This is a genomic window from Pseudomonas sp. LBUM1663 (genome assembly GCF_059695905.1).
This window is the reverse complement of the sequence record NZ_CP166792.1, coordinates 6,009,830-6,025,137: the sequence shown is the minus strand read 5'-3', so window position 1 is coordinate 6,025,137 and position 15,308 is coordinate 6,009,830. Positions and strand designations below refer to the sequence as shown.

The 15,308-nt window shown below is 58.5% G+C and carries 13 protein-coding genes; 2 read left to right on the top strand and 11 right to left on the bottom strand.

Going from position 1 to position 15,308, the window contains the following annotated elements:
- Position 1 precedes the first annotated feature (1 nt).
- Together folB and folK are read left to right on the top strand one after the other, a co-directional pair.
- Positions 2-358: a dihydroneopterin aldolase gene (folB, locus tag ACA075_RS27670; RefSeq protein ID WP_008051601.1), complete on the top strand. Its 357-nt coding sequence runs from the start codon at positions 2-4 to the stop codon at positions 356-358.
- A complete protein-coding gene (gene folK / locus ACA075_RS27665; protein ID WP_219096916.1) occupies positions 349-867 on the top strand; it encodes a 2-amino-4-hydroxy-6-hydroxymethyldihydropteridine diphosphokinase in 519 nt (172 codons plus the stop codon). Before folB ends, folK begins: the two co-directional genes overlap by 10 nt.
- A 109-nt stretch (positions 868-976) precedes the next feature.
- Here the strand turns inward: folK and ACA075_RS27660 are convergent, their stop codons facing one another.
- From ACA075_RS27660 to ACA075_RS27610, 11 genes are all read right to left on the bottom strand, one after another.
- On the bottom strand, positions 977-2,206 hold the full coding sequence (locus ACA075_RS27660; RefSeq protein WP_497296335.1) for a multifunctional CCA addition/repair protein: 1,230 nt from the start codon (positions 2,204-2,206) through the stop codon (positions 977-979).
- A gap of 63 nt (positions 2,207-2,269) precedes the next feature.
- Complete coding sequence (locus ACA075_RS27655) at positions 2,270-3,832, bottom strand: SpoVR family protein (protein WP_497296334.1); 1,563 nt, start codon at positions 3,830-3,832, stop codon at positions 2,270-2,272.
- Positions 3,829-5,100: a YeaH/YhbH family protein gene (locus ACA075_RS27650; RefSeq protein WP_010467159.1), complete on the bottom strand. Its 1,272-nt coding sequence runs from the start codon at positions 5,098-5,100 to the stop codon at positions 3,829-3,831. The genes ACA075_RS27655 and ACA075_RS27650 overlap by 4 nt, the downstream gene beginning before the upstream one ends.
- Before the next feature lie 205 nt (positions 5,101-5,305).
- On the bottom strand, positions 5,306-7,228 hold the full coding sequence (locus tag ACA075_RS27645; RefSeq protein ID WP_008147199.1) for a PrkA family serine protein kinase: 1,923 nt from the start codon (positions 7,226-7,228) through the stop codon (positions 5,306-5,308).
- A gap of 296 nt (positions 7,229-7,524) precedes the next feature.
- Positions 7,525-7,854, bottom strand: coding sequence for a thiosulfate sulfurtransferase GlpE (gene glpE / locus ACA075_RS27640; RefSeq protein WP_109635326.1), 330 nt, complete (start codon positions 7,852-7,854; stop codon positions 7,525-7,527).
- Positions 7,855-7,887: 33 nt separating this feature from the next.
- Positions 7,888-8,769 (bottom strand): symmetrical bis(5'-nucleosyl)-tetraphosphatase, encoded by an 882-nt coding sequence (locus ACA075_RS27635; protein WP_497296333.1) that lies wholly within the window; start codon positions 8,767-8,769, stop codon positions 7,888-7,890.
- Positions 8,769-9,149 (bottom strand): Co2+/Mg2+ efflux facilitator ApaG/CorD, encoded by a 381-nt coding sequence (gene apaG / locus ACA075_RS27630; protein ID WP_219096912.1) that lies wholly within the window; start codon positions 9,147-9,149, stop codon positions 8,769-8,771. Before apaG ends, ACA075_RS27635 begins: the two co-directional genes overlap by 1 nt.
- 123 nt (positions 9,150-9,272) lie before the next feature.
- Positions 9,273-10,091, bottom strand: a complete 819-nt coding sequence (rsmA, locus tag ACA075_RS27625) for a 16S rRNA (adenine(1518)-N(6)/adenine(1519)-N(6))-dimethyltransferase RsmA (RefSeq protein ID WP_219096911.1) — start codon at positions 10,089-10,091, stop codon at positions 9,273-9,275.
- Entirely contained in the window at positions 10,088-11,077 is a 990-nt protein-coding gene (gene pdxA, locus ACA075_RS27620; RefSeq protein WP_497296332.1) for a 4-hydroxythreonine-4-phosphate dehydrogenase PdxA, read from the bottom strand. Before pdxA ends, rsmA begins: the two co-directional genes overlap by 4 nt.
- Positions 11,074-12,390, bottom strand: coding sequence for a peptidylprolyl isomerase SurA (gene surA / locus ACA075_RS27615; protein ID WP_497296331.1), 1,317 nt, complete (start codon positions 12,388-12,390; stop codon positions 11,074-11,076). Before surA ends, pdxA begins: the two co-directional genes overlap by 4 nt.
- The gene (locus ACA075_RS27610; protein WP_497296330.1) at positions 12,371-15,184 is read right to left on the bottom strand and encodes an LPS-assembly protein LptD; all 2,814 of its coding nucleotides are present in this window, start codon (positions 15,182-15,184) and stop codon (positions 12,371-12,373) included. The genes surA and ACA075_RS27610 overlap by 20 nt, the downstream gene beginning before the upstream one ends.
- Positions 15,185-15,308 lie beyond the last annotated feature (124 nt).

Genomic DNA, 15,308 nt, shown 5'->3' with positions numbered 1-15,308 from the left:
CTTGGACAGAGTGTTTATCGAGGGCCTGGAAGTCGACACTGTGATTGGTGCCTACGACTGGGAACGAGGCATCCGACAGTGCCTGCGACTTGATCTGAGCTTCGCCTGGGACAATCGCCCGGCAGCGGCAGGCGACGACCTGACCCTGGCGCTCGACTACGCGAGCGTTTCGTCGCGCATCCAGGCCTTTGCCGAGCAGGCGCAGTTCCAGCTGGTCGAGACCTTTGCCGAGCGTTTGGTGGAAGTGTTGATGAGCGAATTCAAGATCACCTGGATGCGCCTCAAGCTGACCAAGCCTGGCGCCGTCCCGGCGGCCACCGGTGGTGTGGGCGTGGAGATCGAGCGCGGATGTCGCTGACTCAGGTGTATCTCGGGCTCGGTAGCAATATCGAGCGCGAAACCCATTTGCAGGCGGGCCTGGAAGCCCTGGCAGGTTTCCTGGTGGATATACGCTGCTCGGCGGTGTTCGAAAGCCAGCCTGTGGGAATCAAGAGCGGGCCGTTTTTCAATTTCGTGGTCTCGGCCTACACCGACCTGCCGCTGATGGAGCTGGACCGTCGATTGAAATTCATCGAGGCGGACAATGGCCGTTATGCGCCGGACCGCAAGGGTTTGCCGCTGGATATCGACGTGCTGCTGTTTGGCGATCTGGTGGGCAATTTCGACGGACTGATTTTGCCGCGGGCAGAGATTCTGAAAAATGCCTTTGTGCTGTGGCCGTTGTCGCTGATTGCGCCGGACAGAGTGCATCCGGGCGTAGGCAAGAGCTTTGCTGCGTTGTGGCGCGATGCGCAGATTGATCAGGTGTTGGCGCCGGTGGCTTTCGAGTGGCGCGGTGAGCAGCTGACGCCTTCGAATTTGTTGTGAGGCGGATGAGGCCTTCGCGGGCAAGCCTCGCTCCTACAAGTTTTGCGTCGTTCGCCCCATCGCAAACGACTTGGGCCTTGTAGGAGCGAGGCTTGCCCGCGAGGTATTTTTAGGCAGACGCCGCCTCTTTGTAGGCCTTGAGCGCTTTGAGTCGTTCACGCTTGATTGCCTCACCCAGCTCCGGCCCCTTGAATCCCTTCTCCAGCAACGGCTGTACCGCCACGCTCCGTGCCGCGGTCGCTGCTCCGCGCAAATAATCCGCCTGTGGATAACTTCTCTGCTCCAGCCCTTTGCGGCCTCGGGCGTCCATCTCGCACGCCGCAATGAACTCCTCAAACCGCTGAGGCCGGCGATAAACATCAAAACTCTGCAGTAACTCCAGCAACGTCGAGGGTTTCAGCTCCAGGGCGCGATGGCCATGAGTGTGATATTGGCCCACCAGCAATGCCAATTCCTGGCAATCCTTCGGTGCCTTGAAGCGTTCGTTGACCGCTTTGATCAGCTTCAGGCCCGTGTGTTCGTGGGCGATGTGGCGTGGCCATTCTTCCTTGGGCGTCAATCCTTTGCCCAGGTCGTGCAACAGGCACGCCCAGCGTACGGTCAGCGGTTGTTTATGCTGCGCGGCTTGCTCGAGCACGCTCAAGGTGTGCACGCCGGTGTCGATTTCCGGGTGATGGGCTTCCGGTTGTGGCACGCCGAACAGAGCGTCTACTTCCGGCATCAACACCTTGAGCGCACCACATTCGCGAAGCACTTCAATGAAGACCTGCGGCTGATCTTCCATCAGTGCACGGGAAATCTCTTTCCAGCTGCGTTCCGCCGTCAAAGCTTCCAATTCACTTGACTCGCTGAGTTGGCGCATCAGCTCCACTGTTTCAGGCGCAACGGTGAAACCCAGCCCGGCGTAACGGGCTGCGAAGCGGGCAACGCGCAAAACCCGGAGCGGATCTTCAGCGAACGCGGGCGAAACGTGACGAAGCACTCGGGCTTCGAGATCGCGCTGGCCGTGGTAAGGATCGGTCAGATTCTGCTGATCGTCTTCGGCCATGGCGTTGATCGTCAGGTCGCGACGGATCAGGTCTTCTTCGAGGGTGACTTCGGGGCTGGCGTGAAAGGTGAAGCCACCGTAACCACGCCCGCTTTTGCGTTCGGTACGGGCGAGGGCGTATTCCTCACCGCTCTTGGGGTGAAGAAATACCGGAAAGTCAGCACCCACGGGGCGATAGCCCTTGGCGAGCATTTCTTCAGTGGTGGCCCCGACCACGACCCAGTCGATATCGGTGACAGGCTTGCCCAGCAGGCGATCGCGTACCGCACCGCCGACTTTATAAATCCGCATAAAAAACCTCCGTTAGCCCGACAGAATAACCTTTGCGTCGAACTTCCGGAGGCAGAAACAGGATCAAAGATGAATGACGGCCAAGTCCAGCCGGCCGTAATCTCCCTCGCTGTGGTCGCTTCTGGGCGGGACATGGTGAACTTTCATGACTTGGTCGCCTTGCAGCGTTTCCAGGTGAATGTCGAAACCCCACAGCCGGTGCAGGTGCTTGAGCACTTCCTCGGTGGACTCGCCCAGTGGTTTGCGGTCGTGTTGCTGGTGGCGCAAGGTCAGGGAGCGGTCACCGCGCCGGTCGATGCTGTAGATCTGAATATTGGGCTCGCGATTACCGAGGTTGTACTGCGCGGCCAGTGTTTCGCGAATGGTGCGGTAGCCGCCTTCATCGTGAATGGCCGGGACCAGCAGATCGTCCTTTTGGTCGTCATCGAGAATGCTGAACAGCTTTAGGTCGCGGATCACCTGGGGTGACAAATACTGCAGGATGAAGCTTTCATCCTTGAAGCTGCTCATGGCGAACTTGATGCTCGACAGCCAGTCGGTACCGGCAATCTCAGGGAACCAGCGGTAATCCTCTTCGGTCGGGTGTTCACACATGCGGCGGATGTCCCGGTACATGGCAAAACCCAGGGTATAGGGGTTGATGCCGTTGTAGTAGGGGCTGTCGAAGCCGGGTTGGTAGACCACGCTGGTGTGGGAGGTCAGAAATTCCATCATGAAGCCGTCGGTGACGAGACCTTCGTCATACAGATCGTTCATCAACGTGTAGTGCCAGAACGTGGCCCAGCCTTCGTTCATGACCTGGGTCTGGCGTTGCGGGTAGAAATATTGGGCGATCTTGCGCACGATGCGCACGATTTCGCGCTGCCAGGGCTCCAGTAACGGCGCATGTTTTTCGATGAAGTACAGGATATTTTCCTGAGGTTCGGCGGGGAAGCGTGCGTTGTCCTTGTCGCTGTACTTGTCCGCGCCTTTTGGAATGGTCCGCCACAGATCGTTGATCTGCTTCTGCAAATGCTCTTCCCGATCCTTTTGCCGACGGCGCTCTTCTTCAGCCGAGATCGGATACGGCCGTTTGTAGCGATCGACCCCGTAGTTCATCAACGCATGACAGGAATCCAGCAGGTCCTCCACCGCATCGATGCCGTGGCGTTCTTCGCACTGCATGATGTACTGCTTGGCGAACACCAGGTAATCGATGATCGAACTGGCGTCGGTCCAGGTGCGGAACAGGTAATTGCCCTTGAAAAAGCTGTTGTGGCCATAGCAGGCATGAGCGACCACCAGGGCCTGCATGCAGATGGTGTTTTCTTCCATCAGATAGGCGATGCATGGGTCCGAATTGATCACAATCTCGTAGGCCAGCCCCATCTGCCCACGGCTGTAGGACTTCTCGGTGCTGAGGAAGTGTTTGCCGTAGGACCAATGGTGATAACCCAGCGGCATGCCGACGGAGGCGTAGGCGTCCATCATCTGCTCGGCGGTGATCACTTCGATCTGGTTGGGGTAGGTATCCAGGGCATAACGAGCCGCCAGGCGACTGATTTCCTTGTCGTAGGCCTGGATCAGCTCGAATGTCCATTCGGAGCCGGTGGAAATGGGTTGGCGCTTCTGCTCTTTGGCGGTCATGTCACTAACCTGCGCTGGAAGAGTTCACGGAAGACCGGGTAGATATCCCCGGCCGAGACCAGTTGCTGCTGGGCAAAAGTGTCAGAGAAGGCTTCGGCGATGCGTTCGTATTCGAACCACAAGGCCTGGTGTTCGCGCGGAGTAATCTCAACGTAAGTGTAGTACTGCACGAACGGCATGATCTGGTTGATCAAAATGTCGCGGCAGATCGGCGAGTCGTCGTTCCAGTTGTCACCGTCGGAGGCCTGGGCCGCGTAGATATTCCACTCATTGCTCGGATAGCGCTCTGCCATGATCTCCTGCATCAGTTTCAAGGCGCTGGAGACGATGGTGCCGCCGGTTTCCCGGGAGTAGAAGAACTCTTCCTCATCCACTTCGCGAGCGCTGGTGTGGTGGCGGATGAACACGACATCGATCTTGTCGTAGTTACGCTTGAGAAACAGGTACAGCAGGATGAAAAAGCGCTTGGCGATGTCCTTGGTCGCCTGGGTCATGGAGCCGGACACGTCCATCAGGCAAAACATCACCGCCTTGGAGCTGGGGTTCGGTTGCTTGATGAGCAGGTTGTACTTGAGGTCGAAGGTATCGAGAAAGGGAACGCGATGGATGCGCGCACTGAGTTTTTCGATTTCTGCTTCGATCTCCTGAATATCACCGAAGTTATCCGGTTCATCCCGCTTGAGTCGCAGCAGTTCCTCCTTGGCTTCCCGTAACTTTGCCCGGCTGCTGCCAGACAGGGCAATTCGCCGGGCATGGGCCGAACGAAGGGTACGAATGATGTTGATTCGCGAGGGGTTACCTTCGTTGCTGATGCCCGCGCGCACGGTCTTGAAAGTGTCGGTGCCGGTCAGGTTGCGTTTGACCAGGTTCGGCAGTTCGAGGTCCTCGAACATGAATTCGAGGAATTCCTCCTGGGTGATCTGGAAGACAAACTCGTCCATCCCTTCGCCCGAATTGCCAGCCTTTCCCGGGCCTCTGCCACCACCACCGCCTGGCGGACGGGCAATGTGTTCGCCGCTGGTGAATTCCTTGTTGCCGGGGTGCACGACCGTCTGCTTGCCGCCACGTCCATGGTGAAGCACCGGCTCGTCGATGTCGCGGCCGGGGATGCTGATCTGTTCGCCGTGTTCCATATCGGTAATGGAGCGCCGACTGACCGCCTCTTCGACGGCCTTCTTGATGTGATCACGATAACGCCGCAGAAACCGCTGACGGTTCACCGTGCTCTTGTTCTTGCCATTGAGACGTCGGTCGATCACATAGCTCATGACTGCTCCTTAGAAGCTGTCCTGAAAGGGGCGAGCGGTTATGCAGCATCGTGCCGAGTGCCAAGGGATGTTCACGCTCCCCCAAGCGCTTTGGATGCTGCCTGAACCTTCGCTTGCGACTTTCGAACACCTTCCAGAGGCCTGTGTAACAGAAAAAGCGCACACAGGTCTCTGGCTGACGACAACCGGTCTGACCGGCAGCGGGTTATTGTGATTTTCTGACCCGCAGGTACCACTCGGACAGCAGTCGTACCTGTTTGTCGGTGTAGCCCCGCTCGACCATCCGTGTGACGAAGTCGTTGTGCTTCTGCTGGTCCTCTTTGCTGGCCTTGGCATTGAAGCTGATGACCGGCAGGAGGTCCTCGGTGTTGGAGAACATTTTCTTCTCGATGACCACCCGCAGTTTTTCGTAGCTGAGCCAGGTCGGGTTCTTGCCATTGTTGTTGGCCCGGGCGCGCAAGACGAAGTTGACGATTTCGTTGCGGAAATCCTTCGGATTGCTGATGCCGGCCGGTTTTTCGATTTTCTCAAGCTCTTCGTTCAGCGCGACGCGGTTGAGGATTTCGCCGGTTTCCGGGTCTCGGTATTCCTGGTCCTGGATCCAGAAGTCGGCGTACAGCACGTAGCGATCGAAGATGTTCTGGCCGTACTCGCTGTAAGACTCGAGGTAGGCAGTCTGGATCTCCTTGCCGATGAATTCGATATAACGCGGTGCCAGGTACTCCTTGAGAAAGCGCAGATACCGTTCACGGGTCTCGGCCTGGAATTGTTCCTGCTCGATCTGTTGTTCCAGCACATAGAGCAAATGCACCGGGTTGGCGGCGATTTCGTGCGGATCAAAGTTGAAGACCTTGGACAGGATCTTGAACGCAAACCGGGTCGACAGACCGTTCATGCCTTCGTCGACACCGGCGTTATCGCGGTATTCCTGGATCGACTTGGCTTTTGGGTCTGTGTCTTTGAGGTTCTCGCCGTCATACACGCGCATCTTGGAATAGATGTTGGAGTTTTCCGGCTCCTTGAGGCGTGAGAGCACGGTGAACTGGGCGAGCATTTTCAGGGTGTCGGGTGCGCAATGGGCTTTGGCCAGGGAGCTGTTGAACAGAAGCTTGTCGTAGATCTTCACCTCGTCGCTGACCCGCAGGCAGTACGGCACTTTGACGATATAGATCCGGTCGATGAAGGCTTCGTTGTTCTTGTTGTTGCGGAAGGTGTGCCATTCCGATTCGTTGGAGTGAGCCAGGAGGATCCCGGTAAACGGAATCGCCCCGAGGCCTTCGGTACTGTTGTAGTTGCCTTCCTGGGTGGCCGTCAGCAGTGGGTGCAGCACCTTGATTGGCGCCTTGAACATTTCGACGAATTCCATCAGGCCTTGGTTGGCCCGGCACAGAGCGCCTGAATAGCTGTAGGCATCGGCGTCGTTCTGTGGGTATTCCTCCAGTTTGCGGATATCGACCTTGCCCACCAGCGCCGAGATGTCCTGGTTGTTTTCATCGCCCGGTTCGGTTTTGGCCACCGCGATCTGGTTGAGAATCGACGGATAGAGTTTCACCACACGGAACTGACTGATGTCGCCGCCGAATTCGGCCAGGCGCTTGGTGGCCCATGGCGACATGATGGTATTGAGGTAGCGCCGCGGAATGCCGAAGTCTTCTTCGAGGATCGCACCATCTTCAGTGGCGTTGAACAGACCCAGCGGTGACTCGAATACCGGCGATCCCTTGATGGCGTAGAAAGGCACTTTCTCGATCAGCTGTTTCAGCTTCTCGGCCAGGGACGATTTACCGCCACCGACGGGGCCGAGCAGGTAGAGGATTTGTTTCTTCTCTTCCAGGCCCTGAGCGGCATGGCGGAAATACGACACGATCTGGTCAATGCATTCTTCCATCCCGTGGAAGTCTTCAAAGGCCGGATAGCGGCGGATCACCTTGTTGGAGAAGATTCGCGACAGCCTCGAGTTGGCCGAGGTGTCGAGAAGCTCCGGTTCACCGATGGCCAGTAACAGACGCTCGGCGGCGGAGGCGTAGGCGCTGCGGTCGCTTTTGCACAGTTCCAGATACTCTTGCAGCGAGAGTTCTTCCTGGCGTGTGGACTCGAAGCGTTGTTGGAAGTGGCTAAAGATACTCATGACGTCACCTCGCTCGATACGTGGAGCCGACGCCGGATCATTCAGTCGATGCTGGCAGCAACCGGATATGCAGTTGCTGTTTACCCCCCAGAACTCTTTCGAAGCTGACTGCCCCGAAAGCTACTCCCGATGACCCGCGCGCCGGTGTACCGGCTCTCCCCTGTTTTGGATGGCCTGCGCTTAAGGATAGTTGCTAATTCGGGAGGTAAAGGCGAGATACGTAATTATGTGTGGCAGACCGTTCGTCTGCCACCGTGCGAGCCCGCGGGGGCCGGGGCTTGCACGTTACAAAAAAATTATTCGGAGGTGCCTTGCGCTGTTTCCGCAGGATAAGTCGTGCGCCACAGCTCAAAACCGCCATCCATGCTGTACACGTCGGAAAAGCCCTGGCTGATCAGGTAAGCGGCGGCGCCCTGGCTGGAATTGCCGTGATAGCAGACCACCACGGTCGGTGCGTCCAGATCGGCCGCCTGGATAAAGGCATGAAGGGAATGATTGTCCAGATGCTTCGAGCCGCTGATGTGCAGCGCGGCAAAGGTCGCAGGATCGCGGACATCGACCACCACTGCGCCTTGTTCGCGCAGGGCCTGTGCCTGTTCTGGTGGGATGCGTTTGAATTCGCTCATGGCGGGCTCCTGTGGCTCGGCTGAAAGCGCAGTCTAGCGCTGGGCGCTGGCTGACGTTTGATCGGGAGTGATGGGGGCGACTGGCGGTAGTGTGTGGCCATGTTCGTCGCATTTGCACAGCAGGCGTTCGCCGGTGTCTACGTTCATCAGGGTCATGGAGCCACCCCAGACACACCCGGTGTCGAGCGCGAAGACGTCTGGCTCGTCACACCGGCCTTCGAGCGCCGCCCAATGGCCGAAGATGATCTTCACGCCCTTGGTCTTGCGCTCCTTGTGCTTGAACCACGGCGCATAGCCCGGCGGCGCGGTGTCGATGCCTTCTTTGCCCTTGAGGTCGAGTTTGCCCTCGCTGGTACAAAAGCGCATGCGGGTGAAATAGTTGGTGATCACGCGCAGGCGGGTTACGCCTTTGAGGTCGGTGTCCCATTTCACCGGATCGTTGCCGTACATGCCGTCAAGGTAGGCCGGAAAGCGGTTGTCGTCGCGCAGGGCTTCTTCAACTTCGGCGGCGCATTTCAAGGCTTTGCGCAGCGACCACTGGGGCGGGATGCCAGCATGGACCAGGGCAATGTTGCGCTGTTCGTCGTAGTGCATGAGCTTTTGCTGACGCATCCACTCCAGCAGCTCCAGGCAATCGGGGGCTGCGAGAATCTCGCGCAGGGTGTCGGCTTTTTTCAGGCGTTCGATGTTCTGTCCGGCCGCCAGCAAGTGCAGGTCGTGGTTGCCGAGCACGCACACCAGCGATTCGCGAATGCTATAGAGGAAACGCAAGGTTGCCAGCGACTGCGGGCCGCGGTTGACCAGATCGCCCACTAGCCACAGACGATCCTTTGCAGGGTCGAAAGCGACTTGTTTGAGCAGGCATTGCAGCGGCTCAAGGCAGCCTTGAAGGTCGCCGACGGCATACGTCGCCATCAGTGCAGGGCTCCGGGCACCGCCAGGCGGAATGGCGCGATGATGGCGTCGAAGTGTTTGCCGTCGTCGGCCACCATCGCATAAGTACCTTGCATCGTGCCGACCTTGGTGGTCATAACCGTGCCGCTGCTGTAGGTGTGGTTTTCACCGGACTGGATCAGTGGCTGCAAGCCCACGACACCCGCGCCTTTGACCTCTTCGACATGCCCGTCGCCATCGGTGATGACCCAGTGCCGTGACAGCAACTTGGCCGGTAACTCGCCGTTGTTCTGCACGGTGATGGTGTAGGCAAAGGCAAAGCGGTTGTGCTCGGGTTGCGATTGTTCTGCCAGATAGCGGGTGACGACGCTGACGTCGACCTGATAACGAGGATCGGACATGCAAGAGGCCTTAAAAGCGAAGCGGGACGCGGGGCGTAGCTGATGGAACTCAGTCTAGGCCAAGTATCGGGTAGTAAACCAGACATGGGCGCTGGTGTCCTACCCGATAACGCTCGTCGGTTGTCAGTCGACGGCAGGGGTGGGCAGGACTTGTTCGCTGAGCTTGTCGGCCAGGCGCACGAACGCGGCAAGGTCAAGCTGTTCAGGACGAAGGCTGCCGTCGACACCGGCAGCGGTAATTTCGTCGTTGCTCAGCAGCAGTTTGAGGGTATTGCGCAGGGTCTTGCGGCGCTGGTTGAAAGCTTCGCGCACAACACGCTCCAGCAGCTTGTGATCCTTGGCCGGGTGCGGCAGCACCGCGTGAGGCACCAGGCGCACGATGGCCGAATCGACTTTCGGTGGCGGATTGAACGCGCCGGGGCCGACGTTGAACAGATGCTCAACCCGGCAATGATACTGAACCATGATCGACAGGCGACCCCAGTCTCCGCCGCCAGGACCTGCCGCCATACGCTGGACAACTTCCTTTTGCAGCATGAAGTGCATGTCGCGAATCAGGCTGGCGTTATGCAGCAAGTGAAAAATCAGCGGCGTAGAGATGTTGTACGGCAGGTTGCCGACGACCCGAAGGCTGCCCGGTGCGGCGTTCAGGCTGTTGAAGTCGAACTTCAGCGCGTCGCCCTGATGCAGGTTGAAGTTGCTCTTGCCGGCGAACTGCTGATTGAGGATAGGGATCAGGTCCTTGTCCAGCTCCACCACGTCCAGTTGTGCGCCGCTGCCCAGCAGGCCCTGGGTCAATGCACCCTGGCCCGGGCCGATTTCCAGCAGGCGGTCTTCAGGTTTGGCGTGAATGGAGCGCAGGATGCGGTCGATAACGCCGGCATCGTGCAGGAAGTTCTGGCCAAAACGCTTGCGCGCCCGGTGTTGGTAATGCTCGGTCATAAACGGGTCTCGGCCATCTGGTAGGCGGTTTCCAGGGCGACTTGCAGGCTGCCGGTGTCGATTTTGCCGCTGCCGGCCAGATCCAGGGCGGTGCCGTGGTCGACCGACGTGCGGATGATCGGCAAGCCCAGGGTCACGTTGACTGCCGCGCCGAAGCCTTTGTATTTCAGCACGGGCAGGCCCTGGTCGTGGTACATCGCCAGCACCGCGTCGCAGTGCTCCAGATATTTGGGGGTAAACAGAGTGTCGGCGGGCAGGGGGCCGCGAAGGTCCATGCCCTCGCCGCGCAGGCGCTCTAATGTAGGTTCGATGATGTCGATTTCTTCATGGCCCAGGTGACCGCCTTCACCGGCGTGCGGGTTTAGCCCACAGACCAGGATGCGTGGCTGGGCGATGCCGAACTTTTGTTGCAAGTCCGTGTGCAGAATGCGAGTGACCCGTTCCAGCCGCTCCGGCGTGATTGCATCGGCAATCTCCCGCAGGGGCAGGTGAGTGGTCACCAGCGCCACGCGCAAGCCACGGGTGGCAAGCATCATCACCACTTGCGCCGTGTGGGTCAGGTCCGCGAGAAATTCGGTGTGCCCGGAGAAGGCAATCCCGGATTCATTGATCACGCCCTTGTGCACAGGGGCGGTGATCATGCCGGCGAAATGCCCGTCGAGGCAGCCTTGGCCCGCACGGGTCAGGGTTTCCAGGACGAACGCCGCATTGGCCTTGTCCAGTTTTCCGGCGGTGACCGGTGCGTTGAGCGGGGTATCCCAGACATACAGGCTGTTGGCGGGTGCCGGAACATCCGGCCAGCTGTCTGGCTTTACCGGGAGCAGATCGACAACCACGCCCAGCTGCGCGGCCCGCTCGATGAGCAGGTCGCGGCTGGTAATGGCAATCAGGGGGTGTGGCTGGGCTTGCGAGGCAAGCAGCAGGCACAGGTCGGGACCTATGCCGGCCGGTTCGCCGGGTGTCAGCGCGAAACGCTTGGGTTTCACTGCGCTGCCTGGTCTGCACCAGGAAGTTTGATCTCTACGTAAGCTTCGTCACGGATCTGACGCAGCCAGGTTTGCAGCTCTTCGTCGTATTTGCGGTTACGCAGTACGGTCATCGCTTGCTGCTCACGGGCCTGGGTAGTGCTGTCGGTGGCGCGACGGCCAAGGACTTCCAGAACGTGCCAGCCGTACTGAGTCTGGAACGGCTTGGACAGCTGACCTTGCGGGGTCTTGGCCATCACTTCGCGGAACTCAGGCACCAATGCATTCGGGTCGATCCAGTTCAGGTCGCCACCGTTGAGGGCGGAACCCGGGTCTTCCGAGAAGCTTTTCGCCAGTTCGCCGAAATCTTCACCCGCTTCGATTCGGGTGTAGAGCGATTCGGCCAAGGCCTTGGTTTTTGCTTCGTCGCGAATCGGGCTAGGTTTGACCAGGATATGACGCACGTGCACTTCGTCACGCGTCTGGGTTTCACCGCCACGCTTGTCGAGGATCTTCAGGATGATGAAGCCGCCCGGCGTGCGCATAGGCTGGGTAATGTCGCCCACCGTCATGGTACTCAGCATGCGATCGAATGGAGGTGGCAATTGACCGGCTTTACGCCAGCCCATGTCGCCGCCTTCCAGTGCAGTTTCGCTGGCGGATTTGGCGATTGCCAACTGACCGAAGTCAGCGCCTTGCTTGAGTTGCTGGTAGACCGCGTCCGCTTGCTTGGCAGCATTCTGAATCGCGTCGGAGTTGGCGCTTTCCGGTGTAGGAATCAGGATGTTGGCCAGACGGAACTCTTCGGACAACTGCATCTTGCCGAGGTCGGAAGCGAGGAAGTTCTTCACTTCCTGTTCAGACACCTGGATACGTTCGGCCACACGACGCTGACGCACACGGCTGATGATCATTTCGCGGCGAATCTGCTCCCGGGCGTCCTCGTAAGAGAGGCCGTCGCGAGTCAGGGCAGCACGGAACTGATCAATCGACATGTTATTGCGCTGGGCAATGGTGCCGACAGCCTGGTTCAGTTCTTCATCGGTGATACGGATGCCGGAACGCTCGCCGATCTGCAGTTGCAGGTTTTCGACGATCAGACGTTCAAGCACCTGCTGATCCAGCACGTTGGCCGGTGGTACAGCAGAACCGCGTTTGGCGATGGTTTGCTGAACTTCGTGGACCCGTTGGTCCAGTTGGCTCTGCATGACCACGTCGTTATCGACAATGGCCACCACTTTATCGATGGACTGTACTGCGGCGTTCGCCGCAGTACCCAGGAACAGCGCGCCCAACACTAGCGGGCGCAGACAATCAGAAAGCTTGGTCTTCACGTTCACGATAACCTTGGATGCCTTTGTCGAGGAAGCTCTCTACTTTGGCGCCGGTGAGGCCGCCGAGACCTTTCAGAACGATTTGTAGGAAGACGCCGTGGTCGCCTTTTTCGTTTTGCGGGGCGTCTTGGCTGTTTTCTTCATAGTCGACGAAGTAGCGGCTGATCAAGCGCAGTTTCCAGCAGCAGTTGTCGTACTCGAAACCACCGAAGGCGTCCAGGGTACGGTTGCGGTTGTAGTCATACTGCCAGCGGCTGATGAGGTTCCACTGCGGCACGATAGGCCACATCACCGAGAAGTCGTGCTGTTTGATTTTGTAGTAATCCTTCACGTAGCCAGGCTGGCCCGGGGTGCCGTAGTCTCCGCCGCCCACCTGCCATTGACCAGTGTTCTGGTCGTAACGGATCTGGTCATTACGATAGCGATAGCCGGCGTTGATGATCTTGTTCGGGTTGTCTTCAGGCTGATAGTGGAACATCGCGCTGCCCGAGCGAGGGCTGCGGGTGTCCGGGTCCCAATTGTAATCGGCGGTGGTGCGCCAATCGCGGTTCCAGCGATATTCGTACTCCAGCGCATAAGGCGAAACCTTGGATTTCGCGTCTTCGCGGGTTTTAGCATCGATGCCTGGCAACTGCACTTCACGGTTTTTGAAGTACAAGGCCTGGCCGACGCTGATGCGTTGACGTTCGAAGCCGTTGTCTTCGATCCAGCGGCTGGTTACGCCCAGGGACAGCTTGTTCTCGTCGCCGACGCGGTCGGAGCCGGAGAAGCGGTTGTCACGGAACAGCGACGCGTAGTTGAAGGTGTATTCGCTGGTGTCGAATACCGGAATGTCTTCCTGATCAGTTTCAGGGACGTACAGGTAGAACAGGCGCGGTTCGAGGGTCTGGCGATAGTTCTTGCCAAACCATTGGGTGTTGCGATCGAAATACAGGCCGCTGTCGATGCTGGCGATTGGAACGGCGCGGTTCTGGTTGCTGCCGAATTGACCATTGAAATTCTCGGTCCCGGCTGCAGCTGCGGCTTGATTTTGAGCTACGATCTGGTTTTTGCCGGTACCGTCCAGATCCAGTTGGTACTGGGTGTACTGGTACTTGAGCGATGGCTTCACGAAGCCATAAGTCCAGTCCAACGGCAAGCTGACACCCGGTTGGAGATTCAAACGGTCGCCGTTGGCACGTGCCAGGCCTTGAACGTTGTTATCAAGACGCGGTTCAACGGTGCCATCTTCGTTTACGAAGTTACCGTCCTTCAAGTCACGATCAAAGCGCACGAGTTCTGTTTCGTAATCGAAATTCAGACCGCCCGGATGCGTAGGCAGTTGACCGTTGAAAGTGATCTGCGGCAAGCGGTCGTAAGGCGTGATGTTCGATACGGTCGCCAGCTGATAGGCCTGGGCGTTGAGGCGAGCGGTGTAGCTGTCGCCACGATAGCTGACAGAACCCTGCTGGTTAACGTAGTCAGCGCTTTTCACACCAATCTGGTCAGTCTGCAGATCCTGGAAATAATACGGATCACTGATCTTGGTGTAATCGACCTGTGTGAGAACACGCGAATCCAGACCACCCTTGTGCTGCCAGTTATACATGTAGCGGTTTTTCTGGTAGTCGGTCTGCTTGCTGCGATCAGTGTCTTCGTCGTTGAGGTACGCGGCACCGAACTGACCTTCGCTGGATGGGGTCAGGTAGCGGAACTCGCCTTCCATCAACAGGCCGTGCTTGCTCATGTAGCGCGGATACAACGTGGCATCGTAGTTTGGCGCCAGGTTGAAGTAGTACGGTGTTACCAGCATGAAGCCGGTATCGCTGCCCGTGCCGATAGTCGGCGGCAGGAAGCCGGACTGGCGACGGTCATCGATCGGGAAATAGATGTACGGCGTGTACAGGACAGGAATGTCCTTGACCCGCAGTGTCACGTTGGTTGCGGTACCGAAGCCGGTCGCCGGGTTCAAGGTGATGTTGTTGCCCTTGAGCTGCCAGGCGTTGCTGTTCGGTTCGCACGTGGTGTACGTACCGTCCTTGAGGCGGATGATCGCGTTCTCTGCACGTTTGGCGTACAGCGCGTTACCGCGGATGCGCGACTTGTGCATCACGTATTCGGCGTTATCGACCTTGGCTTCACCGGTGTCGAGCTGCACGTCGGCGTGGTCGCCGACAATCAGCGCGCCGTTGTCGCGAATGCGCACGTTGCCGCTCAGCTCACCACGGCTCTCGGCCTGGTACAGGTTCGCTTCGTCGGCTTCGACCTGCATGCTGCCCTGACGCATGACGACGTCACCGGCCAGGGTCGCGACTTGTTCATCCTGCTTATAGCGAGAGGCCTTGGCGCCGATAAAGGTCGGGGCGTCACTTTTATTCGTCTTGTCATTCATGCCAGGACGAATCGGTTCGATATAGGAACCAGAGCAGTAAGGACCGGTCTCGGCCAGTTGCGCCGCCGTGAGGTTCTCGCGCGGAACCCAGTCGAGGTGACTGTAGTCTGCACTACGCGACTTCAGGCCGCGGCCTTTGGACTCGGTAACCAGCACAGGCTTGGCGCCGGTGTCTTCACTGGTGCCACTCTCAGTCGCAGGTTCGCCGGTGGCGGAAACTGCGCTGCCGTCATGGACGGGACGCGGAGGCAAAGCCGCCGCTGGCGCTTTTGGCGCACAGTCCCAGGCACCCGAAGCAGAGACTGAGCAGTCATACTGTTCCGCGGCGACCACGAAAGAAGTGGCTAGGGGTTGCAGGGCCAGCAGACTGCCGGTAACCAACAACGGAAATTTTTTACGAAACGCGGGGGATTTCAATGCCATCTTATTAGTCCGGGCTTCCTGCGTGCCATCTGCCCGCGGTGTGGGCCGCACGCCTCTCGATGGTCTGAAAAAGATGCTGGATAATAAAGCATGACCCGCTTGACGGCTAGCGCCGTCGGAGACC

What these genes read in the sequence shown, in the direction of transcription:
- folK (WP_219096916.1), top strand. Translation starts at nt 349, where the DNA reads ATGTCGCTGACTCAGGTGTATCTCGGGCTCGGTAGCAATATCGAGCGC.
- ACA075_RS27660 (WP_497296335.1), bottom strand. Translation starts at nt 2,206, where the DNA reads ATGCGGATTTATAAAGTCGGCGGTGCGGTACGCGATCGCCTGCTGGGC.
- ACA075_RS27655 (WP_497296334.1), bottom strand. Translation starts at nt 3,832, where the DNA reads ATGACCGCCAAAGAGCAGAAGCGCCAACCCATTTCCACCGGCTCCGAA.
- ACA075_RS27650 (WP_010467159.1), bottom strand. Translation starts at nt 5,100, where the DNA reads ATGAGCTATGTGATCGACCGACGTCTCAATGGCAAGAACAAGAGCACG.
- ACA075_RS27645 (WP_008147199.1), bottom strand. Translation starts at nt 7,228, where the DNA reads ATGAGTATCTTTAGCCACTTCCAACAACGCTTCGAGTCCACACGCCAG.
- glpE (WP_109635326.1), bottom strand. Translation starts at nt 7,854, where the DNA reads ATGAGCGAATTCAAACGCATCCCACCAGAACAGGCACAGGCCCTGCGC.
- ACA075_RS27635 (WP_497296333.1), bottom strand. Translation starts at nt 8,769, where the DNA reads ATGGCGACGTATGCCGTCGGCGACCTTCAAGGCTGCCTTGAGCCGCTG.
- apaG (WP_219096912.1), bottom strand. Translation starts at nt 9,149, where the DNA reads ATGTCCGATCCTCGTTATCAGGTCGACGTCAGCGTCGTCACCCGCTAT.
- rsmA (WP_219096911.1), bottom strand. Translation starts at nt 10,091, where the DNA reads ATGACCGAGCATTACCAACACCGGGCGCGCAAGCGTTTTGGCCAGAAC.
- ACA075_RS27610 (WP_497296330.1), bottom strand. Translation starts at nt 15,184, where the DNA reads ATGGCATTGAAATCCCCCGCGTTTCGTAAAAAATTTCCGTTGTTGGTT.